The following is a 19,348-nucleotide window of genomic DNA, read 5'->3' on the forward strand; positions in this document are numbered from 1 at the left end:
ATCCGACACCGCCGGTGCAGGCCGCCGATCCGGAGCCCGAGCCGCCGCCGGCACCACCGCCGGCACCAGTTGCGGATCCGCCCCCTCCGCCACCGGTGGTGCCAACGGATGTGCCTGACCTGCCGACACCGGCGGCGGGCGAGGAGATCCTGCTCTATCGCATCGAGGTTCCGGTCTATTCCGCCTTGCCCCCGGTCGCCGAACATCTGGCGATGACGACGCTCGGCACCTTCCACGAACGGCGCGGCGAGCAGAGCCTGTTGTCGAACACCGAGCTGTCGCCGGTCTGGGGCCGCATCTTCGGCCAGGACAGCAAGATGGCGTATTCAGGAACGGTATCGCCGTCCTTCGACGGCACCCTGTTCGGCCTCCAGGCGGGCTTCGATCTGTTCGGCCGCGAAACCGCGTCGGGCCAGACCGTTCGCGCCGGCCTGTTCGTCGCCTATGCCAGCATGAATGGCGACGTGCGCGGCCAGGCGCTGGGCTGGGACAATCTGTCCGTCGGCAGCATGGATATCAACGGCACCAGCGTCGGTGGCTACTGGACCCGGATCGGTCAGGGTGGCTGGTACCTGGACGGCGTCCTCATGGCCACCTTCTTCGGCGGAGACGCAACATCGTCGCGCGGCATCGGCATCGACGTCGGCGGGACCGGCGTCACCGCTTCGCTGGAAGGCGGCTATCCCGTCGCGCTGGGGCAAGGCTGGACGCTTGAACCGCAGGCGCAACTGGTCTGGCAGCAACTGTCACTCGACGATGCGTCGGACCGCTTTGCTTCGGTTTCCTTCGATACGGACGGCAACGTGACCGGCCGGCTCGGCGCACGGCTGCAAGGCGAAACAACGATCAATGGCATGGCGCTGCAGCCGTACCTCAAGGCCAACATCTGGCACGATTTCGGCGGCACGAGCCATGTCAATTTCGACACCACCGATATCTCCACCGAGGGCAGATCGACCTCGTTCGAGTTCGGTGGCGGTGTGATCGCCAAAGTGACGGACAAGGTCAGCATCTTCGCCACCGGCGACTACACCACCAATCTCGGCGGCGACGAGCGTCGGATCCTCGAAGGCAATCTGGGGTTCAGCGTCAAATGGTAAGGTTGATCATGACCCCGAAAACAATTTCGGGGTCATGAGCAAAAAGACAGCTAATTGCCGGAACGCATCGCCACCGTGGCGATGCCGGCGCCGACCAGCAGCGTGCCGCCGGTGCGGTTGAAGATCCGGATCGCCTTGGGATTGCGCACCACGTTGCGTGCGCGTGAGGCGATCAGCGCATAGCCAAAGGCATTGGCGAAGGCGAGCGCCAGGAAGGTCGTCTCGAAGATCAGCATCTGCGTCCAGAAATCGGCGTGCCGGTCGAGGAACTGCGGCAGAAAGGCGACGAAGAAGGTGATGCTTTTCGGGTTGAGCGCGGTGACCAGCCAGGCGTGCGCCATCATCTTGGCCGAGGAGACCGCGTCGGTGCGCGGTTCGGCTTTCAGCGCGCCGCCGGCGCGAAACAGTTTCACGCCGAGATAGATCAGATAGCCGGCGCCGATCAGCTTCAGGATGGTGAAGACGGTCGCCGAAGCTGCCAGCAGCGCGCCGATGCCCAGCATCGACAAGGTCATCGCGGTGAAGTCGCCCAGCGCCACGCCGATTGCCATAGGCAGAGCGGTGCGCCAGCCCTGGCCCAACGCGTAGGACACGACGAGAAGGATGGTCGGACCCGGAATGATGAGGAGGATCGTCGACGCGGCGGCGAAGGCGGCCCAGTTTTCGAAGGACATGCTCGTCTCCCTTGAGCTTAAAGAAGAGGATAAATCCTTAGGCCCAGGAGAATGTAAAGAGGCTATTTCCCTGACTGCGCCAGCGGCAGATCGGTGTCAGTTCGCGCCGCTCAGCGTGCTCACGATATCGGCCAGGCTGACATTGGCACCGAGAACGGTTGCCGCCGCGACAATGGCAGCGGCAAAAAGCTTGATGTCGGTTTTTAAGATCTTGCACATGGAGGCCCCTCGCTGATGGTTTGAGGAGTAGGAAACGCCGGCGCCGGGAATATGACCCGACCGAGGTCTTTTTGTGCAGCAGCCTTCGTTCAAGCCCAGGCAAGAAGGTCGGACATCGTCAAGGCCATGCGCAAATGCAGGCTGTGCAACGTCTTCACGCTTTATCAACCATGAATGATGAAAATGCCCGCTATCCGGCCGGACCGTGCTTCCCGCCGACAGCGTAGGGTCTGGGTATATGCGTGAGTTGCCGCAACGTCTGACGCCGCCGCGAAATGGCGACGCAATCGAAACCGATCATCATCTTTCCCGCCGCGCCATCCTGTCCGGGGCAGGGGCGCTCGCGCTGCTGAGCGCCGCCGGTTGCTCGACCTCGGGCTTGGGTCTGCCGGCGCTCGAGCTCGACGACGTCACCACGGGTTCCGTGCGGCCGATCCGGCCAAGCATCAGCGTCGACAAGAACATCACCAGCCCCGGCGTCATGTATGCCGGGCTGACCGACGGCGGCTTCAACGTGCCGGAAGTGCCATATCTGAAGGTCAAGCCGGAATTCCGCCGCCAGATCGTCGTCGACACGACAGGCGAGGCGCCCGGCACCATCGTCGTCCATCTCAAGGAGCGCATGCTCTATCTCGTCCAGCCGGGTGGCGACGCCATTCGCTACGGCGTCGGCATCGGCAAGGATGGCTTCCGCTGGTCGGGTCGCGCCAACATCCAGTACGGCAGGGAATGGCCGACCTGGACGCCGCCGCCGGAGATGATTGCCCGCAAGCCTGAACTGGTGAAATGGCAAGCCGGACAGCCCGGCGGCCTCACCAATCCGCTCGGCGCGCGTGCCCTCTACATCTACCAGGACGGCAAGGACACCGGCTATCGCATCCACGGCTCGCCCGAATGGTGGAGCATCGGCCAGGCGATGTCGTCGGGCTGCGTGCGCCTAATCAACCAGGACATCATCGACCTCTACAGCCGCGTCTCCAAAAAAAATCCGGTCGTCGTCGTCTGACGCTTATGCGGCGTGTTGGCGCCGCTCGAAACTCCCGTTGCGCGATGCGGCAAGACAGGCCAAGGTGCCTTGAAAACCATCGCGCCGGGAGAAATCAAGCATGGCTGGAACGTTTGTCATCGCGCAGGGCGGCGGCCCAACCGCCGTCATCAACCAGACGGTTGTCGGGGCGACACTGGAGATCCGCAAGCGGCATCCAGGTGCCAAGGTGCTGGGCTCGATCCATGGTGTGCGCGGCATCCGTGACGGCAATTATGTCGACCTTTCCGCCATCCCCGAGGACCGGCTGCGGCTGATTGCCGGCACGCCGAGCGCCGCCCTCGGCTCGACCCGCGACAAGCCCGACGCCGCCTATTGCGATGTCATCCTCAACGGCCTGAAGAAGGCCGGCGCCGACGCCTTCATCTATATCGGCGGCAACGACACGTCGGGTACCCAGCAGCTCCTGACCGATGCCGCCGGCGGCTCAATTGCCTTCGTCCATGCGCCAAAAACCATCGACAATGATCTCGAGGAAAACGACCACACGCCGGGCTTCATTTCGGCGGCCGAGTTCGTCGCCGGCGCCTTCCTGTCCGTCGATCTCGATTTTCGTGCGCTGCCCGGCATCTATGTCGGCATCGTCATGGGCCGGCATGCGGGCTTCCTGACCGCGGCCGCGGCCGCCTGGCAGCTCGACCCCGACAGCGGCCCGCACCTCGTCTACGTGCCCGAGCGCCCATTCTCAGCCGCCGGCTTCATCGACGACGTGCGTGCCACGCTCGATCGCCACAAGCGCTGCATCGTCGCCGTTTCGGAAGGGGTCAGCACCGCCGACGGCAAGGCGTTGGTCGAAAGCCTGGTGCCGCCGGACAAGCTCGAGCGCGACGCGCACGGCAACGTCAAGCTGTCGGGCAGCGACCTGCCGGCCGCACTCGAGCGCGCGTTGGCGGAAGGCCTGCCGGGCAAGCGGGCCCGCGTCGATGCGCTCGGCTACATGCCGCGCGGCTATATCGGCGCCATCAGCGCGGTCGACGCGCAGGAGGCGTTCGATGCCGGCGCTTTCGCCGTCACCGTCGCCGAACAGGGCGGCGGCTCGGTGGCGTTGCAATATGACGGCACCAGAACGGTGCTGAAGAAAGTGCCGCTCAAGAACGTCGCCGGCAAGACACGCCACATGCCGGACAATTTCATGAAGCCCGATGTCAATCAGCTGTCGGATGCCGGCATGGCCTATCTCAAGCGGCTGGTGCCGGAAAAGTACAAGGTCGGGAAGCCCTTCGTCTGATGCCCGGCTCGCTTCTCATGCCGGGCTCACACTTGATGCCCGGCTCACAGGTGATGCCCGACTGGTTCAGCAGGAGCGTCGTCGACGACAAGACGACGATGCTGACCGAGCCCTTCGTCCATGCCTATGTTCGGGCCAATATCTGGCATCTGCGCGGTCGCGATGCCGATTTGCTGGTCGACACCGGCATGGGCATCTGTCCGCTGGCGCCGCAGATCGAGACGGCGGAGGGCAAGCCGCTGCTGGTCGTTGCCACCCACATCCATCTCGACCATGTCGGCTCGCTGCATGAATTCCCGTTGCGGGCCGGGCCAAGGATGAGCGCGGCCCGGTTCGAGACCATGGATGAGGCCGCGACCTACGCCTACATGTTCCATGACCTCGACGGTGCCGTCTCGAAACTGCCGGCGCCCGGATGGAAGTCGGCCGACTACAGGATCCCGCCCGCGCCGTTGACGCGAACCCTGGACGAGGGCGATGTCGTCGATCTTGGCGACCGGCAATTTCGCGTGCTGCATTTGCCGGGCCATTCACCGGATTCGATCGCGCTGTTCGACGAGGTCGACGGCCTGTTCTTCAGCGGCGATGCCATCTACGACGCCATGCTGATCGACGACCTGCCGGATTCCGACCGAGCCGCCTATGTCAGCACGATGCGGCGCTTGCTCGACCTGCCGATCCGCATCGGTCATGGTGGACACGGACCGAGCTTCGACGGCAAGCGCATGCGCGAGATTGCCACGGCCTATCTCGAGCGAAGCGCCGGTGGCTGAGGCTCCAGCGAGACAGCAAGGTGCCGCCCGACGACTTTGCGGCCCTGCCGCCGTGCGGATATTAAATCTTCGTAAGGTCGCCCTAAAACCCTAAATCGGGCCAATCCGCGCCCTAGATGCAAGGCCGTCGATCCGGTTGGCTGCCATGTAGGCGAGACGGGCAATTGCGACCTCGACACGCCGATGACCGATTTCCCCGCACGGGAGAGGCCACGGCGCTGGATCAACTCTCGCCCGGACAAACGACCATGTCAGATATCCTTCGTAGGCATCGCGTCGCGGCCTTGCTGGGCGCTGCGCTGATCATATCCCCCTTCGTCATGTCTTTCGCCCAAGGCGAGGGCAACACCATTCCGACAACCCAGACGCCTGTCGCCGGCATCACCGCGCCCAATGGCTCGTTCGCACCCATCGTTGCCGCCGACAAGCCGGCGGTGGTGACGGTCACCACCGTCATGAAGGCACAGCCTGAAACGATGAGCGATGCATCTCCTTTCGACGGCGGCTCGCCCTTCGATGACTATTTCCGCCAGTTCTTCGGTGACCAGGGCATGCCGACGCCCAAGACGCCGCCACAACAGCAACCGCAGCGCGCCGAGGCGCTGGGTTCCGGCTTCATCGTCGGCGCGGATGGCACCGTCGTCACCAACAATCACGTCATCGATGGTGCCTCTTCGATCAAGGTGACGCTCGACGACGGCACCGAACTTCCGGCCAAGCTTGTCGGCCGCGATGCCAAGAACGATCTCGCCGTACTCAAGATTAAGTCGGACAAACCCCTGCCGACCGTCAAATGGGGTGATTCCGACAAGCTCATGCCAGGCGACCAGGTGCTGGCCTTCGGCAACCCGTTCGGCATCGGCACCACCGTCACGGCAGGTATCGTCTCGGCGCGCGGCCGTGACCTGCATAGCGGCCCGTTCGACGATTTCATCCAGATCGACGCGCCGATCAACCACGGCAATTCCGGCGGCCCGCTGGTGGATGTCGCCGGCAATGTCGTCGGCATCAACACGGCAATCTATTCACCCAATGGCGGCAGCGTCGGCGTCGGCTTTGCCATTCCATCGGATCAGGCCCAGAAGGTGGTCGCCAAGTTGATGAAGGGCGGCTCCATCCAGTACGGCTATCTCGGCGTTCAGATCCAGGAGGTGACACCGGATGTCGCGAGCGCCATCGGGCTCGACCATTCCGGCGGCGCGCTGGTTTCAGAGGTCAACGACGGTTCGCCGGCGGCAAGGGCCGGCATCGAGACGGGTGACGTCATCACCAGCTTTGCCGGGCAGGACGTGAAGGATCCCAAGGACCTGTCGCGGGCGGTCGCCGATGTCGCGCCGGGCGCCAGGGAAACGGTCGATGTCTGGCGCAAGGGCAAGCCGATGCGGATTTCCGTCGATGTCGGCCAAAACAGCGCCGATGCGAAGACCGCGTCGCTGGACGACGGGTCCGACGCGCCGAGCGCCGGGCGCGCTCCCGCGATAGGACTCGGTTTGATGGATATAACGCCCGACATTCGCCAGCAGATGAACCTAGCCGGCAAGCAGCACGGTGCGGTGGTTGCCAGCGTCAACCCCGACAAAGCGGCCGCCGCTTCCGGAATTCAGGCCGGCGACATCATCGTTGCCGTCAATCAGGTGCCGGTCAAGAATGCCAGGCAGGTAACGCAGGCGATCGCCTTGGCCGGCAAGTCCGGCAGGAAATCGGTGCTCTTGCTGGTCGAGCGTGGCGACGCTCAAATGTACATCGCGGTGCCTTTTGCCAGTGGCTGAGAACTGGCGTTGACGTGAACATGGGACCGGCAGGTCCATCGGTGACGGTCCCGCCGGTCTCCGCCCGGCAAGATTTAGGTTGCCCGTCACGACATCTTCGAGAACATTGCGTCAGGCCGATAGTGGCCTGATTGCATGGGGATTGCCGCTATGGTCACCCGAGGTTTCTCTTCAGGACGGCGCCCGCCAGACGATGGCGATGCCCGCATCCCGCCAGGCCAATATCTGGAACAGGGTTTCCCGGTGCTGTCGGCCGGTCCGACGCCGCGCGTGCGTACCGAGGATTGGTCTTTCACGCTGAAACATGGGCCACGCCCGATCAAGAAATGGAACTGGACCGAGTTCAACGCGCTGCCGATGACCAAGATGACACGCGATATCCATTGCGTGACAGCATGGACCAAGTTCGACACGCCGTGGCAGGGCGTGCTGGTCGACGATATCCTTGCCGATGCGGGTGTGGAGCCGCCGACCGGCTTCACGCTGGCGCACGCGTTCGACGGCTACACCACCAACGTGCCGGTCAAGGACCTCACCGCCGGCAAGGCCATGGTGGCGCTGCTCTACGAAGGCAAGCCGATCACACCGGACCATGGCGGCCCGGCAAGGCTGCTGGTGCCGCATCTTTATTTCTGGAAGTCGGCCAAATGGTTGAACGGCCTGCAATTCACCACGCGAGACGAGCCCGGTTTCTGGGAATTGCGCGGCTACCATATCTATGGCGACCCATGGCGCGAGCAGCGCTACACGGACGATCCATGAGCGATGCGGCGGCAGTGCAGTCGCCCTGGCAAACAGCCGGCATCGTCCGCATCGAAAAGCGCACGCCGCGTGTCACCAGCTTCTTTTTCCAGCCGTCTCGGCCCTTCGCCTATCGCGCCGGGCAGCATGTCGACGTCAGGCTGACGGCGCCGGACGGCTATCAGGCGCGCCGCTCCTATTCCATCGCCTCCGCGCCCGAAACGAGCGGCGCAATCGAACTGGCGATCGAAAGACTCGACGATGGCGAGGTCTCGCCCTTCTTCCACGAGGTCGCGGCAGTGGGCGATGAAATCGAACTGCGCGGGCCGCTTGGCGGGCATTTCGTCTGGCCGGAGGATGAGAGTGGACCGCTTGTTCTGGTCGGCGGCGGTTCGGGCGTCGTGCCCTTGATGTCGATGCTCCGCCACCGCGCCGCGCGTAATTCAGCGGTGCCCGTCGTCCTGGTCTTTTCGGTCCGGGTCTGGGACGAAGTGATCTTTCGTCACGAGTTGATCGCCCTCGACGAACGCCAGGACGGCTTCGACCTGATGCTGACACTGACGCGCGAAGCCGCACGCCGTCCAGCCGACTATGCGCGGCGGGTAGACGTCGCGATGATGGTTCAAGCCATGACGCGGCTGCCGGAGCCGCCTGGCATCGCCTTCGTCTGCGGCTCCAACGCCTTCGTTTCCGCGGCCGCCCAAGCGCTGATCGATGCCGGCGTTGCAGCGGAAATCATTCGCACCGAACGCTACGGAGTTTGAACGGACTCTGGCGGTTCGGTCGAGACACGATGCTTCAAGCCTTGAAAATCGACCGATGAGGTAATACCTTGTCGGAATATGGTATTACCAAGGAGTGAAGATGGCCACCACCGTCACGGCAAAGGGACAAGTGACCATTCCCAAACCCGTCCGCGACCTCCTGGGGATCGTCCCGGGCAGCAGGGTCGATTTCCGGCGCGCCGCCGATGGCAGCGTGGTGTTGGCTCGGATTGACAGAAAGCCGCCTGCGAGCCGCTTCGCCAATCTGCGCGGCCATGCCGGCGAGGGGCTCACGACCGAGGCTATCATGGCGCTGACGCGTGGCGGAGCGTGACGTTCGTCGACACCAACGTTCTGCTCGACCTTGTTACGGACGATCCCAATTGGGCGGGCTGGTCGATCGCGCAACTCGAGGCGGCAAGCCTCGATGGGCCATTGTTGATCAATGATGCGGTCTATGCAGAACTTGCCGTTCGCTACATCAGAATCGAGGATCTTGAGGCATTTCTGGATGCGGCCGGTCTCGAAATGGCTCCGATGCCAAGAGCCGCCCTTTTCCTTGCTGGAAAGGTATTCACGCAATACCGCCGATCAGGAGGATCGAGGACCGGCGTCTTGCCTGACTTCTTCATCGGCGCACATGCCGCCGTCACCAAGCTTCCGCTTCTGACCCGTGATGTCGGCCGCTACCAGACCTATTTCCCATCCTTGAGGCTGATCACTCCCGACGCCTTATAGCTGCCGGGTGGGCCTTCCTTCAGCCGACCGGAAAGAAATCCGCCGACAGCAACTGGAAAGGCAAGGCGCCATAGGCGGCCACCGTGGCCGCGTCGTTCCACTCGCGAAACTGTCGCGATGGTCGCGCCTCGAGCGTCAAGGCAACTCGCGCGCCGCCGAGAGTCACCTTGCCGCGAAAATGCAGCACGCGTTCCCTGCCGGACCGGCTGATGGCCATGGCGCGCAGGCGGGCAATATGCTCGCCACCGTCATTGATCTCCATCTCGATGCGGCGCCGGACCGGCGGAACGCCGATCCTGACGGTGATTTCGAGCATCATGTCGCCGGTCGTTTGCGGACAGGCGATGGCCTGCGAAAACACCAGAGGCGCCGATGCCGCTTGCGGCTTGCGCGCGGCCGGTCTGCCGCGCCAAGGTTTGGCGGGCGGCTCCTGCTGCAACCGGCCCTTCTTCCGCTTCAGGCGCAACTGCTTGGCAAGCCCGCGCGATAGCCAGACCAGGCCGCCGAAATCCGTGCGCGGCTTGGCTTGCAGGACCGACGACCAACGCGACAGGCCAACCCCGTCGGCCATCTCCAAGATTCTGGCCATTGTCGGTTCCGGCACCGGAATGCCGATCTCGAACGTTAGATAGGATAACGCCACCGCCGCTGGAACCGCCAGGCCGCGTCTGCCGACGATGTCGAGGAACGTGTCCCAATCGACGTCTTCGCCATGGATGGCGACCGCGCAGTCGACAAGCCAGTCGCTGTGGGTATGGGCGTCGAGGCCGCCATGGGCGATGGCCAGGGCCATGCGATCGGCCGGCGACGGCACGAAGACCGCGACGCCGCTGAATTGTGCCGGGACCGCCCGTTGCCAGATCGCCAGGTCGTCTTCCGCGCTCGTCTGCGACCCGTCATAGCCGAGCTGGTGCAGGTCGATGTCACCGAAACGGCCCTTGAAGAAGTTCATCGACCGCAGCGACGCCAACCGGGTTCGCAGATATTGCGCGCTGACGCCCGAAGCGATCTGCCAGTCGCGATCGCGCAAGATGTCGAAGACGGCAGCCATGTCGCGCGGGCGCACCAATATGTCGATATCATGCGCCACCCGGCCACGCTGCGCCGACGCGTTCAAGGCAATGCGGCTGGCGCCCTTTATCAGCATGATGTCGGCGCCGCCGTCGGCCATCGCCTTCAGCGCCGGCTCGGCCTCGCGCATCGCCATGCGCGACTTCGTCCACAGCATCTTCTGCAGGCCGACGAGGCGCGGATGGGCGGCATGCCCGGCCAGCTTCCTGCCGAACCTGTCGGAGATGGCGGCGAGCAGGCGATGTTCTCGAAACGAGACGAGATCGATGTCGTTCTCGTCCAGCCAGCGCGCGGCACAGGCAACGGCTGCGTCCTCATCGGAGAGCAGCGCCGCCTTCAGCAACAGGTCCAGCTGGCCGGTGGGCCACGACCAGCCATAGTCCGGGAAGCGGCGGCCGATGCGGCGAACGAGCGTGGCGTTCAACTGGAACCTGCCTTGTTCTGGGCTCGCCGCTGCATGGCGAGCCTTGCGACCTGGAGGTAGCCCCGGTCGCGTGCCGGATCGCGGCCGTAGGAAAGGCTGCCCGGACGGATGCGGCGCAATGCAAGCACGTCGTCGAGCATGGCAAGGGCAAAGCCTGCCTCACGAACCCGGGCGATCCAGTCGATCATCTCGCCGCGACCGCCTGGTGGGTCGATGATGGGACCGACGCTCTGCACCACCTCTTGGCGGATCATCATCGTCGTGCGCGACCAGCCAGCTCCACTGGTCGCATCGGGCAAATCGGGGCTGTCGCCGCGAAACGTCCGCCAATGCGTAAAGACGCCCGTTGTCCCGGGATGACGGTCGAGATGGACCAGCTGCTTTTCGATCTTGTCCGCCAACCACAAATCGTCGGCATCGAGCGTCGCGATGAGCGGCGTCGAGAGTGCCGCAATGCCACGGGTCGTTGCGCTGCCAGGTCCGGCATTGTCCTGTCGCAGCACCGTCACCGGCAAGTTCATCGCATCGATCACCGCAACCGTATCGTCGGTCGAACCGTCATCGACCACGACGACGGCCTCCGCCCTTGCCGTCTGGGCCAGGACGGAGTTCAGGGCCGCGCCGATGGTGGCGGCCGCGTTGAAAGCCGGAATGACGACGCCGTAGGCTGCCATCAAAGGAACCGCCACTGCGCGAGATCCTTGAAGTCGAAGATTCCCTCCACCCGGCGCAAGTTGGGGTCGGCCTTACGACGCTTCATCGACTTGTGAATGGCGCGCATGAACTCGCGAAAGGGCACATCGGCTTCCTTGGTCATGTTGCCGGGATGACGCCTGTAGTAGAGAGCCACCGTATCGGGCATAACGTATTTTGTCTGGCTCTCAAAGATACGCAACAGGTAGTCGGTGTCCTCGGCCTGTTTGAAATCCTCGTCGAAATCTCCGGTGCGCTCGATGAGGTTTCGCGCAAAGATCCCGGCGGACAGGTGGATCCCTCGCACGGTGATGGAGTGGCTGTCGGCGGCCGGTTCCAGCGTCTCGCCATCTATCTTGTCGACCAGCGTCATGCGCGAATAGGTCAGGTCGAGGCCAGGATTCTCTCCGAAACAAGCGAGATCCGCCTTGAAGCGCCCTGTCGGGGAGATGTCGTCCGAATCGAGAAACGACACCAGACGAGTCTGCGGCAGCAACTGCTTCAGCCCGGCATTGCGCGCTTTGGTGACCCCGCCATTGATCTGCTGGAAAAGACGAATGCACGGGGCCTCGGCGATCAACGACCGTACGACGGCTGCCGAACCATCGGTTGACCCATCGTCGATGACGATGATGTCGAGATCGATGTCTTCGCGCTGCCTGAGCAGCGAGCGCAGCGCGAGGCCAACGAATTGTTCGCGATTGTAGACCGGCATGATGACGCTCAGCTTCATGGGCGTCTCCGGCAGCGTTCCGGGCTTGGCTCATCCGACTTGATTGTGTCGAGCATCATAGCATCCGCCAATCGGTGGGACTCTTCAATTCGAAGATTCCCTGGACCTCTCGCCGTGACGGATCGGCCTTGCGCCGCCGCATCGACTTGTGGATTGCACGCAAGTGGTTGCGGACCCTGCCGCTATGTTCCTTGGTGACATTTCCGGCATGGCGTCGGTAGTAGATCGCGACCGCGTCCAACAATTCGTAGTTCGGTCCCGCCTCGAAAACGCGCAGCAGATAGTCGGTATCCTCAGCCTGCTCGAAATCCTCATCGAACTCGCCCGTCCGGTCGACAAGCCCTCTGCTGAACACGGCGGCGCTCAGCGAAATTCCCCGAAGCGTCATCGTGCGGCTGGCGACTGCCGGTTTCAGCCGCTCATCGTCAATCCGATCAACCAGCGTCATCAGCGAGTAGGTTAGCTCGAGTCCGGGGTCTGCTCTGAAGCGCGCGAGGTCCTTCTTGAACCGTCCGGCCAGCGAGATGTCGTCAGAATCCAGAAACGAAACGAACTCCGCATCCGGCGGCAGTTGCCGCAGCCCGGCGTTGCGCGCCCTGGCTACGCCCATGTTGGATTGCTGGAACAGTCGGATGCAGGCGTTTTCGCGCATCATCGAGCGCACGGCCCCAGCAGAGCCGTCGGTCGAGCCGTCGTCGATGACGATGATGTCGAGATCGGCGGCGTCCCGCTGCCGCACCAGCGAGCGCAATGCCGAAACGACATAGCGCTCACGGTTGTAGACGGGCATTATCACGCTCAGTTTCACGAAGCGCCCCGCGTGAGAAAGTCCGCAATCGTACCGGCTATCTCCTGTGGCTGCGTCCCCAGCGACAGACGATAGCACGGCAGCAGGCGGGTCAGATCGCTGAAGAAGCGAAAGCCGCTCTCCCGCTCGCCCGGCATCTGCGCTATGCCCGACGGCGCCAAGGCGATCATGGCATCCCTACGCGACACCGGCACGATCGAACTTGCCTCGCCTCCGCCGATATGTGGCACCAGCAGCGCGATGATGTCCAGACTTTCGGGCACCGGCCGAGGCGCGATGTCATCAATGTGAAAAGCATGCTTGCCTTGCCAGTTGAGCGGACCATGCGCTTTCAGCCGATGCTTCAGCCCAAGCCGAACGAACCCCTGGGGATCCTGTTTGAGTGTTGAAAACAGTGGGCGGGCAGTCACGCCGTTGGAGAGGTCGACCAGCACATAGTCGTCGCCGACGCTGTCCAGTCCGTTGAGGAGGCCGGCGGCGACGGTTCCGGATTTCCCGGCCCCGCCCGCGCCGGCCAGCAGCACGCCCCTGCCCTTAGTCCCGAGCGTCCCCGCATGGGCCAGCCGCATGCCGCGTGCCGCATATTCCCAATGCAGGAAAGCCCGCAGCGGCGCTCCCGGCTCCCACGGTGGAAAGGCATCGGCCGAAGCCATCAATTGCACGCCAACGCGACGTTGCGGATCATAGAACTGCCAGAAATCCAGGTCGTGAAAATGGTTGCCGCGCAATCCGGCCTCCGCCAGCCGGGTGGCGAAGCCATGCTGCGTGAAGGGCCCCTGGCCCCAACTGACCGGTGCCGCGATGCCGTCTATGCCGGGATGTGCGACGAAGACGCGGCAGATATCGGCAGGCGTTCGGTTGCCCGGAGCAGGGACAAAGCCATGAGCGACGGCATCCGCCAATGCGCCGGCGCTGACATTCGCGGTCAAATCCAGATGCGGCAAGCTCGCCTTGCGGGTCAGTGGATAATGCTCGGCGCTGCTCTCTGCTTGCGCCAGGACATGACGTGCGTAGTCAACCAAGTTTTCGAGAGTGACGTTCGGCATGGGTTTGCCTGTTCCGGAGCTGTCCGGCAACGAGAACCTGATGGGCGCTTCAGTTGGCCTGCTTCACCGCGGGCCAGCCGAGGGGCTCCTCGACCTCGTGGATGGGGTCGACGACAATGAGATCGGCGAGATCGTCATGGATGTCGACCTTGAGGGGCTCTCTGGCAGCGGCGAGCTGAGCCAGCAATTCGCTTGGAGCCGGTCTTGCCACGCCATCGGTTACGGCCGCCAGCAAACCGAATTCGAGCAATTGTGAAACAAAGCCGTCAATCGCGGCGGCATCGAGGGCGCCAATGCCGGTCGCGGCGCCGACCAGTTCGGAGGCAGGCACGCCGGACGACAGTGCATCCCAAAGTCTGCTGCCTGAATCAGAGAAGCCGAAATATTTGCCTGTGGTCAGGTCAAGAACGACGGCTTCGCCGTCGAAGGATTCAAAGACGATATCCTTGCTGGCAATGGCATAGATGCCGGATTGTCGCATGTTTGCTCCCCCGCCGAGCAGGCCGCGGAGATGATCTTCGGGCCTTACGGTCAACCCCACCGTTGCAGGCGTCTAACCATTTGCAGGGTTTTTGGCAAGATGGCGCAGGCTCGGGGCGAGCGCAGCCGGTCACGCTTCGATTTCAAGCGCAGAAAGCGGCTTCGAGCAACAGGCGAGGATAAAGCCGTCCTCGATTTCGTGATCGAGGATGCCGCCATTGTGACTCATCTCGACATCGCCCGCGACCTTCCTCACCTTGCAGGTGCCGCACAGGCCGAACTCGCAGGCGGCGGGAATCCGCACCCCAGAGGCGCGTGCCGTCTGCAGCACGGTCTGGCCGGCGACGCATTCGGCGTCGACATCGGAAAGCGAAAACCGGATCGGTGTCACGGCCTCGACGGCAGCAGCAGCGCCGTCTTCCGCCGGCGGCGAGAACGGCGCCGGGATCTCCTCCACGGCAGGCGCAGCAAAGCTTTCCTGATGGTATTTCGCCATGTCGAAGCCGGCGGCGTCCAGCATGCCGCGCACGGCGCGCATGAAGGGATCGGGGCCGCAGCAGAAAATCTCGCGCTCGCGGAAATCGGGCGCCAGCAATGGCAGCCGGATCGCGTCGATGCGGCCCATATGGCCGAACCAGCCCTCGCGGCTCGACCGCTCCTCGATCATGAAGCCGAGCGACAGGCCGGGCATGCGGCTGCCGAGCAGCTCGAGTTCCTTGCGGAAAATGATCTCTTCCGGGCGGCGCGCACAGTTGACGAAGCCGACATCTGTCCATGGCGCACAGTCGTTCAACCAGCGCAGCATCGACATCATCGGCGTCACGCCGGAGCCCGCCGAAATGAACAGATATTTGGCCGCCGGGTGGCTATGCAGCGAAAAATCACCGGTCGGCCCATAGGCCTTGACGTGCGAGCCCGGCGTCAGATAGTCGAACATCCAGCGCGTGCCGGTGCTGCCCGCCTGCGCCTTGACCGTCACCGCGATCGAGAATGGCCGCGACGGCGAGGACGACAGCGTGTAGGTGCGCATCAGCGGCCCCTCCGATGTCGGCAGTTCCAGCGTCACGAACTGGCCCGGCTTGTAGCGGAACCAGGTCTGGTTGTCGGAGCGGAAGGTGAAGGTCTTCACGTCCGGCGCTTCGTCGCTGACGCCGATCACTTCCAGCACCTGCAGCCGGTCGTTCCAGGGCGTCATCTGGTCGAGATGGCGATAGAGGCCAAGGTCCGTCATCGCATTCATCCTCTTGTCCCCTGAGCTAGGCGACGCTGCGCAGGGCCGGCCGGCCGCCTTCGGCAAGGCGCGGCCCGATGAACGACGCGTACCACTCGACGAACTGGATCACGCCGCCCTCATGCAGCTCCGAATAGGGGCCTGGTTCGTAGGCCGGCGACAGGATGCCGAAGGCGTTTTCCTCGACGATGCGGCGGTCCTGGTCGTTGGTCTCGGTCCAGACATGGGTGAGCTCAGCGAGGTCGTAGTCGATGCCTTCGACCGCATCCTTGTGGACGAGCCATTTCGTCGTCACCGCGGTTTCCGTGGCACTGATCGGCAGCACGCGGAAGGTGACGGCGTGGTCGCCGAGGATATGGTTCCAGGTGGTCGGATAGTGGTAGAGCAGCAAGGAACCGATGCGGTCGGTTGAAACGCTGTCGGACAGGTTCTTCTGGACCGCCCGTTTTCCCGTCATGGTGTAGCTGACGGCATCGCGCAGCAGCGGCGCGCGGGTGGCGCGGTACTGCCCTGCCGGATCGATGCGGAATTTGCTCGGCAAGCCAGCGGCCTCGCATTTGGCCCAGTGCGCGACCATCTCGGGGTCGCTGTCGGCGCCGTTGACGCCGGTCACGGTCGGCGCCTCGGGGAAGGTCTTGCACAGCTCAGGGTGATTGGCGACGCAGTGGTAGCACTCGCGGTTGTTTTCCCAGACCAGCTTCCAGTTGCCCTTCTCGACGATCGTGCTCTCAAAGGCGATCTTTGCCTCACGCAACCGGTGCGGCAAAAGATAGGGTTCGATCATCGCCCGCATCGGCGTGAAATCCGCCGGTTCTTTGGCCAGGCAGATGAAGATGTAGCCGCCGACGCTCTCGCAGGCGACCGGCTTCAGGCCGAAATCACTCTTGTCGAAACCGTCGGCCATCTGGCGGGCAAACAGCAGGCGGCCGTCCAACTCATAGGTCCACTGATGATAGGGGCAGACGAGCTTTGCCGCCGTACCCTTCTCCGTGTTGCACACGCGGCTGCCGCGATGGCGGCAGGAATTGTGGAAGGCGTTGATCTTGCCTTGCTGGTCGCGGACAAGGACGACCGGATAGTCGCCGATCTGCACGGTGATGTAGCTGCCCGGCTTCGGCAGTTCGCAATCATGGCCGATGAACAGCCAGTCGCGATACCAGATCAGCTCCATGTCGAGCTTGAAGTAGTCTGGATCGGTGTAGAAGGGCTGCTCCAGCGAAAAGCCTTGCCGGCGCCCCTTCAGGAGCCTCAGCATGTCGTTGCGGGTATCCATGTCCTGTCCTCGTTTCTAAGGACTGAACTGGTGGTGATGGAGGAAGGATTGAAACGCAGGCCGGCTAGGTGCCGGACATGCGCTATCCACCTCTTGACCGCCCACCGCGATCAGTCGAGTCTAAAAATCTCGGGCTGGTTTCCGGGCTCTGGAGTTGTCCTTGCGGACCATCGCGACACCTTCCCAGGCAGTTGCCCAGTGGTCTCCCGTTGCGACTTGAACTCCACCACCGTTGCGGGGGCAGCGCCGGATTCTGACCGGCTTCCCAATTCTCCGCCTCGTCGTCACGAAGCGGCACCTGAGATGGGTATGATCTAACCACGATCGCTGGCGCGCCGTCGGCATGAAAACGACATCGTATCCATGCGGCGCGACACGGCATGCGAAACGTCACCGCAGATCGTCTGGGGCCGAAATCCCGCCTCCCGGGCGGCCATTTGCCGGCTGCGATCTTCCCGAATCCGACCCTTGGCGGGGGTCAAAAAGGTTAACGGTTTCGAAAAGTGACTATTAGCTTGACCTAAAATCGAACCGAACGGTTCGTTTCTGTTGACGGTGCGTGCAGGACGGTGTGAACGCCGGGCCTTTGAAACAGTCAGTGATCCATCGGATGGTTAGACTTAACATGCTGATATAAAGAGGAAAAATGCCTCTCTAGATTCCCCTGGCACAATTTCAAGGTGTGGATTCATGGTCCACACGGAACAACTTCGTGATTGGAAAAGGCGGGGTTGCCCTCCCACATCGGGGTTGTCCGAACGACGCGATTTCATTTCCAAGACACGCCGCTAGACGGACGGAAAAAGACGATACTGGAGTACAAAAATGAAAAAGATCATTCTCACTGCCGCAGCCCTTCTGGCCATTTCCGGCAGCGCCTTCGCTGGTAGCGACCACTACGGTTCGAACGCCGCGGCAGCCACTGCTGTCGACAGCTCGTACACCGCTTCGACCAAGAAGTCGGAACCGGCTGCTCAGGCGCCTGCCCAGGGTGCTGACCACAACCTCTTCGGCAACAACTAACAGCCGATTCCCAGTCGACGGCGGGCTCGCCCGCTGCCCTGGCGAAATTCAGACATTCGAAATTCAGACATTCAGGAGTATTCAAGATGAACAAGATCCTCATTGCTGCCGCCGCCGTTCTGGCCATCACCGGCAGTGCCTTCGCCGGCAGCGACAACTTTGGCTCCAACGGCGCCAATCAGCCTGCGGTTACCTCGGTTGACAGCGCGCATACGAGCTCGGTCCGCAACAGCGGTGGCCTCGTCGAGAAGCTGCTCAATTCGTCGGGCGACGTAGAGAAGTCCGCCCCTCAGGGCAGCGACCGGAATCTCTTTGGCCGTTAACAGCCGAAGCTGATCTTCAACAAAAGAGCGGCGGGCCTGGCCCGCTGCTCTTTTTGCGTCCAAGACGGTCCTGCGTCAGGCCGCCTTCGCTTCAGCCTCATGAAGGGCAAACGACCGCCCATCGGTGTCGAAGATATGCAGGTCCTCGCCATTGGCGCTCAGCCGCAATGTCGAACCGCGCTTGACCTCGACATTGCCGGGCAGCTTGGTCACCAGCGGCAGGTCGGCGCGACCGATGTCGACATAGACCAGCTGCACCTCGCCGAGCTGCTCGACATAGTCGACCGTCCCCTCGAACAGATAGTCCGCGCCGCTGGCGATGATCAGGTCCTCCGGCCGCACGCCAAAACTCACCGCAGCGCCCTTCGCCGAAGCCGGCGTCGCGATCGGCACGGTCGCCTTGCGCCCGCCGACATGGCTGACGACGGTCGGATTGCCTGATTTGTCGATGGTTGCGGGCAGGATATTCATGGCCGGCGAGCCGATGAATTGCGCAACGAATAGATTGCCGGGCTTCTTGTAGAGGTCCATCGGCGTGCCGACCTGCTCGATATGGCCGTCCTTGAGCACCACGATGCGGTCGGCGAGCGTCATCGCCTCGACCTGGTCGTGGGTGACGTAGATCATGGTCGTGTTGGGCATCGATTCCTTGAGCTTGGCGATTTCGATGCGGGTGGCGACTCGCAGCGCGGCATCGAGGTTCGAAAGCGGCTCGTCGAACAGGAACACCTTCGGATTGCGCACGATGGCCCGGCCGATGGCGACGCGCTGGCGCTGGCCGCCCGACATCGCCTTGGGCAGGCGGTCGAGATATTTGGTCAGTTGCAGGATCTCGGCGGCCTGACGCACGCGGCGGTCGATCTCGGCCTTGTTCTCTTTGCCGATCTTCATCGAGAACGCCATGTTGTCGTAGACGGTCATGTGCGGGTAGAGCGCGTAGGACTGGAACACCATGGCGATGCCCCGCTTCGACGGCGGCACGTCGTTCACCACTTCGCCGGCTATTCTGAGCTCGCCGGAGGTGATTTCCTCGAGCCCGGCGATCGACCTCAGCAATGTCGACTTGCCGCAGCCCGACGGGCCGACGAAGACGATGAACTCGCCCGACTTAATATCGAGGTCGATGCCGTGGAGAATGTTCAGATTGCCGTAGGACTTCTTCACTTGTCTTAGCGTGACATCGGCCATTGGT

Annotated in this window: 22 protein-coding genes and 1 riboswitch; of the genes, 11 read left to right on the forward strand and 11 right to left on the reverse strand. The window is 63.1% G+C overall.

The window, feature by feature from the left end:
* On the forward strand, positions 1–1,100 hold a 1,100-nt coding region (locus tag EOB80_RS35295), incomplete at its 5' end, for an autotransporter outer membrane beta-barrel domain-containing protein (RefSeq protein WP_245466363.1).
* A 50-nt stretch (positions 1,101–1,150) separates the two neighbouring features.
* Here EOB80_RS35295 and EOB80_RS15935 read toward each other — a convergent pair.
* Together EOB80_RS15935 and EOB80_RS35875 are read right to left on the reverse strand one after the other, a co-directional pair.
* Positions 1,151–1,774, reverse strand: a complete 624-nt coding sequence (locus EOB80_RS15935; RefSeq protein WP_127328554.1) for a LysE family translocator — start codon at positions 1,772–1,774, stop codon at positions 1,151–1,153.
* A gap of 96 nt (positions 1,775–1,870) precedes the next feature.
* The gene (locus EOB80_RS35875; RefSeq protein WP_127270199.1) at positions 1,871–1,993 is read right to left on the reverse strand and encodes a hypothetical protein; all 123 of its coding nucleotides are present in this window, start codon (positions 1,991–1,993) and stop codon (positions 1,871–1,873) included.
* Between the two features lie 238 nt (positions 1,994–2,231).
* Between EOB80_RS35875 and EOB80_RS15945 the strand changes: the two genes are divergently transcribed.
* The 8 genes from EOB80_RS15945 (at position 2,232) to EOB80_RS15980 (ending at position 9,051) form a co-directional block, all read left to right on the forward strand.
* Positions 2,232–2,999, forward strand: coding sequence for a L,D-transpeptidase (locus EOB80_RS15945; RefSeq protein ID WP_127328555.1), 768 nt, complete (start codon positions 2,232–2,234; stop codon positions 2,997–2,999).
* A gap of 100 nt (positions 3,000–3,099) precedes the next feature.
* Positions 3,100–4,266 carry a diphosphate--fructose-6-phosphate 1-phosphotransferase gene (locus tag EOB80_RS15950; protein ID WP_127328556.1) on the forward strand — a complete coding sequence of 389 codons (1,167 nt, stop codon included), beginning with the start codon at positions 3,100–3,102 and terminating at the stop codon, positions 4,264–4,266.
* Between the two features lie 53 nt (positions 4,267–4,319).
* Positions 4,320–5,039, forward strand: a complete 720-nt coding sequence (locus EOB80_RS15955) for an MBL fold metallo-hydrolase (RefSeq protein ID WP_127328591.1) — start codon at positions 4,320–4,322, stop codon at positions 5,037–5,039.
* A gap of 248 nt (positions 5,040–5,287) precedes the next feature.
* Positions 5,288–6,808 (forward strand): DegQ family serine endoprotease, encoded by a 1,521-nt coding sequence (locus EOB80_RS15960; protein ID WP_127328557.1) that lies wholly within the window; start codon positions 5,288–5,290, stop codon positions 6,806–6,808.
* 150 nt (positions 6,809–6,958) lie between these two features.
* A complete protein-coding gene (locus tag EOB80_RS15965) occupies positions 6,959–7,570 on the forward strand; it encodes a sulfite oxidase-like oxidoreductase (protein ID WP_127328558.1) in 612 nt (203 codons plus the stop codon).
* The gene (locus EOB80_RS15970) at positions 7,567–8,313 is read left to right on the forward strand and encodes an FAD-binding oxidoreductase (RefSeq protein WP_127328559.1); all 747 of its coding nucleotides are present in this window, start codon (positions 7,567–7,569) and stop codon (positions 8,311–8,313) included. The genes EOB80_RS15965 and EOB80_RS15970 overlap by 4 nt, the downstream gene beginning before the upstream one ends.
* A 100-nt stretch (positions 8,314–8,413) precedes the next feature.
* Positions 8,414–8,647: an AbrB/MazE/SpoVT family DNA-binding domain-containing protein gene (locus EOB80_RS15975; RefSeq protein ID WP_127328560.1), complete on the forward strand. Its 234-nt coding sequence runs from the start codon at positions 8,414–8,416 to the stop codon at positions 8,645–8,647.
* Positions 8,644–9,051 (forward strand): type II toxin-antitoxin system VapC family toxin, encoded by a 408-nt coding sequence (locus tag EOB80_RS15980; protein WP_127267349.1) that lies wholly within the window; start codon positions 8,644–8,646, stop codon positions 9,049–9,051. Before EOB80_RS15975 ends, EOB80_RS15980 begins: the two co-directional genes overlap by 4 nt.
* Before the next feature lie 19 nt (positions 9,052–9,070).
* Here the strand turns inward: EOB80_RS15980 and EOB80_RS15985 are convergent, their stop codons facing one another.
* From EOB80_RS15985 to EOB80_RS16020, 8 genes are all read right to left on the reverse strand, one after another.
* A complete protein-coding gene (locus EOB80_RS15985) occupies positions 9,071–10,546 on the reverse strand; it encodes a nucleotidyltransferase family protein (RefSeq protein WP_127328561.1) in 1,476 nt (491 codons plus the stop codon).
* Complete coding sequence (locus EOB80_RS15990) at positions 10,543–11,220, reverse strand: glycosyltransferase family A protein (RefSeq protein WP_127328592.1); 678 nt, start codon at positions 11,218–11,220, stop codon at positions 10,543–10,545. The genes EOB80_RS15985 and EOB80_RS15990 overlap by 4 nt, the downstream gene beginning before the upstream one ends.
* The gene (locus EOB80_RS15995; RefSeq protein ID WP_127328562.1) at positions 11,220–11,972 is read right to left on the reverse strand and encodes a glycosyltransferase; all 753 of its coding nucleotides are present in this window, start codon (positions 11,970–11,972) and stop codon (positions 11,220–11,222) included. Before EOB80_RS15995 ends, EOB80_RS15990 begins: the two co-directional genes overlap by 1 nt.
* 55 nt (positions 11,973–12,027) lie before the next feature.
* Positions 12,028–12,780 carry a glycosyltransferase family A protein gene (locus EOB80_RS16000; RefSeq protein WP_164762624.1) on the reverse strand — a complete coding sequence of 251 codons (753 nt, stop codon included), beginning with the start codon at positions 12,778–12,780 and terminating at the stop codon, positions 12,028–12,030.
* A complete protein-coding gene (locus tag EOB80_RS16005; RefSeq protein ID WP_127328564.1) occupies positions 12,777–13,826 on the reverse strand; it encodes a serine kinase in 1,050 nt (349 codons plus the stop codon). The genes EOB80_RS16000 and EOB80_RS16005 overlap by 4 nt, the downstream gene beginning before the upstream one ends.
* A gap of 49 nt (positions 13,827–13,875) precedes the next feature.
* Positions 13,876–14,307 (reverse strand): PqqD family protein, encoded by a 432-nt coding sequence (locus EOB80_RS16010; RefSeq protein ID WP_127267344.1) that lies wholly within the window; start codon positions 14,305–14,307, stop codon positions 13,876–13,878.
* A gap of 129 nt (positions 14,308–14,436) precedes the next feature.
* Positions 14,437–15,537: a hybrid-cluster NAD(P)-dependent oxidoreductase gene (locus EOB80_RS16015; RefSeq protein ID WP_127328565.1), complete on the reverse strand. Its 1,101-nt coding sequence runs from the start codon at positions 15,535–15,537 to the stop codon at positions 14,437–14,439.
* A 25-nt stretch (positions 15,538–15,562) separates the two neighbouring features.
* Positions 15,563–16,810, reverse strand: coding sequence for an aromatic ring-hydroxylating dioxygenase subunit alpha (locus tag EOB80_RS16020; protein ID WP_127328566.1), 1,248 nt, complete (start codon positions 16,808–16,810; stop codon positions 15,563–15,565).
* 114 nt (positions 16,811–16,924) lie between these two features.
* A riboswitch (cobalamin riboswitch) is annotated at positions 16,925–17,127 on the reverse strand.
* A gap of 508 nt (positions 17,128–17,635) precedes the next feature.
* Between EOB80_RS16020 and EOB80_RS16025 the strand changes: the two genes are divergently transcribed.
* The gene (locus EOB80_RS16025; protein ID WP_027039902.1) at positions 17,636–17,833 is read left to right on the forward strand and encodes a DUF680 domain-containing protein; all 198 of its coding nucleotides are present in this window, start codon (positions 17,636–17,638) and stop codon (positions 17,831–17,833) included.
* Positions 17,834–17,919: 86 nt separating this feature from the next.
* Entirely contained in the window at positions 17,920–18,156 is a 237-nt protein-coding gene (locus tag EOB80_RS16030) for a DUF680 domain-containing protein (protein ID WP_023813652.1), read from the forward strand.
* 75 nt (positions 18,157–18,231) lie between these two features.
* On the opposite strand, the gene ugpC is transcribed toward EOB80_RS16030, so the two are convergent.
* The gene (gene ugpC, locus EOB80_RS16035) at positions 18,232–19,344 is read right to left on the reverse strand and encodes a sn-glycerol-3-phosphate ABC transporter ATP-binding protein UgpC (protein ID WP_127328567.1); all 1,113 of its coding nucleotides are present in this window, start codon (positions 19,342–19,344) and stop codon (positions 18,232–18,234) included.
* Positions 19,345–19,348 lie beyond the last annotated feature (4 nt).

This window comes from Mesorhizobium sp. M7A.F.Ca.MR.245.00.0.0 (assembly GCF_003997415.1).
In the GTDB taxonomy this organism is placed as follows: domain Bacteria; phylum Pseudomonadota; class Alphaproteobacteria; order Rhizobiales; family Rhizobiaceae; genus Mesorhizobium.

Coding starts and splice junctions, on each gene's coding strand:
- EOB80_RS15950 (WP_127328556.1), top strand. CDS start 3,100: ATGGCTGGAACGTTTGTCATCGCGCAGGGCGGCGGCCCAACCGCCGTC.
- ugpC (WP_127328567.1), bottom strand. CDS start 19,344: ATGGCCGATGTCACGCTAAGACAAGTGAAGAAGTCCTACGGCAATCTG.
- EOB80_RS15945 (WP_127328555.1), top strand. CDS start 2,232: ATGCGTGAGTTGCCGCAACGTCTGACGCCGCCGCGAAATGGCGACGCA.
- EOB80_RS16030 (WP_023813652.1), top strand. CDS start 17,920: ATGAACAAGATCCTCATTGCTGCCGCCGCCGTTCTGGCCATCACCGGC.
- EOB80_RS16025 (WP_027039902.1), top strand. CDS start 17,636: ATGAAAAAGATCATTCTCACTGCCGCAGCCCTTCTGGCCATTTCCGGC.
- EOB80_RS15970 (WP_127328559.1), top strand. CDS start 7,567: ATGAGCGATGCGGCGGCAGTGCAGTCGCCCTGGCAAACAGCCGGCATC.
- EOB80_RS16010 (WP_127267344.1), bottom strand. CDS start 14,307: ATGCGACAATCCGGCATCTATGCCATTGCCAGCAAGGATATCGTCTTT.
- EOB80_RS15975 (WP_127328560.1), top strand. CDS start 8,414: ATGGCCACCACCGTCACGGCAAAGGGACAAGTGACCATTCCCAAACCC.
- EOB80_RS16015 (WP_127328565.1), bottom strand. CDS start 15,537: ATGACGGACCTTGGCCTCTATCGCCATCTCGACCAGATGACGCCCTGG.
- EOB80_RS35875 (WP_127270199.1), bottom strand. CDS start 1,993: ATGTGCAAGATCTTAAAAACCGACATCAAGCTTTTTGCCGCTGCCATT.
- EOB80_RS15965 (WP_127328558.1), top strand. CDS start 6,959: ATGGTCACCCGAGGTTTCTCTTCAGGACGGCGCCCGCCAGACGATGGC.
- EOB80_RS15990 (WP_127328592.1), bottom strand. CDS start 11,220: ATGGCAGCCTACGGCGTCGTCATTCCGGCTTTCAACGCGGCCGCCACC.
- EOB80_RS15935 (WP_127328554.1), bottom strand. CDS start 1,774: ATGTCCTTCGAAAACTGGGCCGCCTTCGCCGCCGCGTCGACGATCCTC.
- EOB80_RS16005 (WP_127328564.1), bottom strand. CDS start 13,826: ATGCCGAACGTCACTCTCGAAAACTTGGTTGACTACGCACGTCATGTC.
- EOB80_RS15955 (WP_127328591.1), top strand. CDS start 4,320: ATGCCCGACTGGTTCAGCAGGAGCGTCGTCGACGACAAGACGACGATG.
- EOB80_RS15995 (WP_127328562.1), bottom strand. CDS start 11,972: ATGAAGCTGAGCGTCATCATGCCGGTCTACAATCGCGAACAATTCGTT.
- EOB80_RS16020 (WP_127328566.1), bottom strand. CDS start 16,810: ATGGATACCCGCAACGACATGCTGAGGCTCCTGAAGGGGCGCCGGCAA.
- EOB80_RS15960 (WP_127328557.1), top strand. CDS start 5,288: ATGTCAGATATCCTTCGTAGGCATCGCGTCGCGGCCTTGCTGGGCGCT.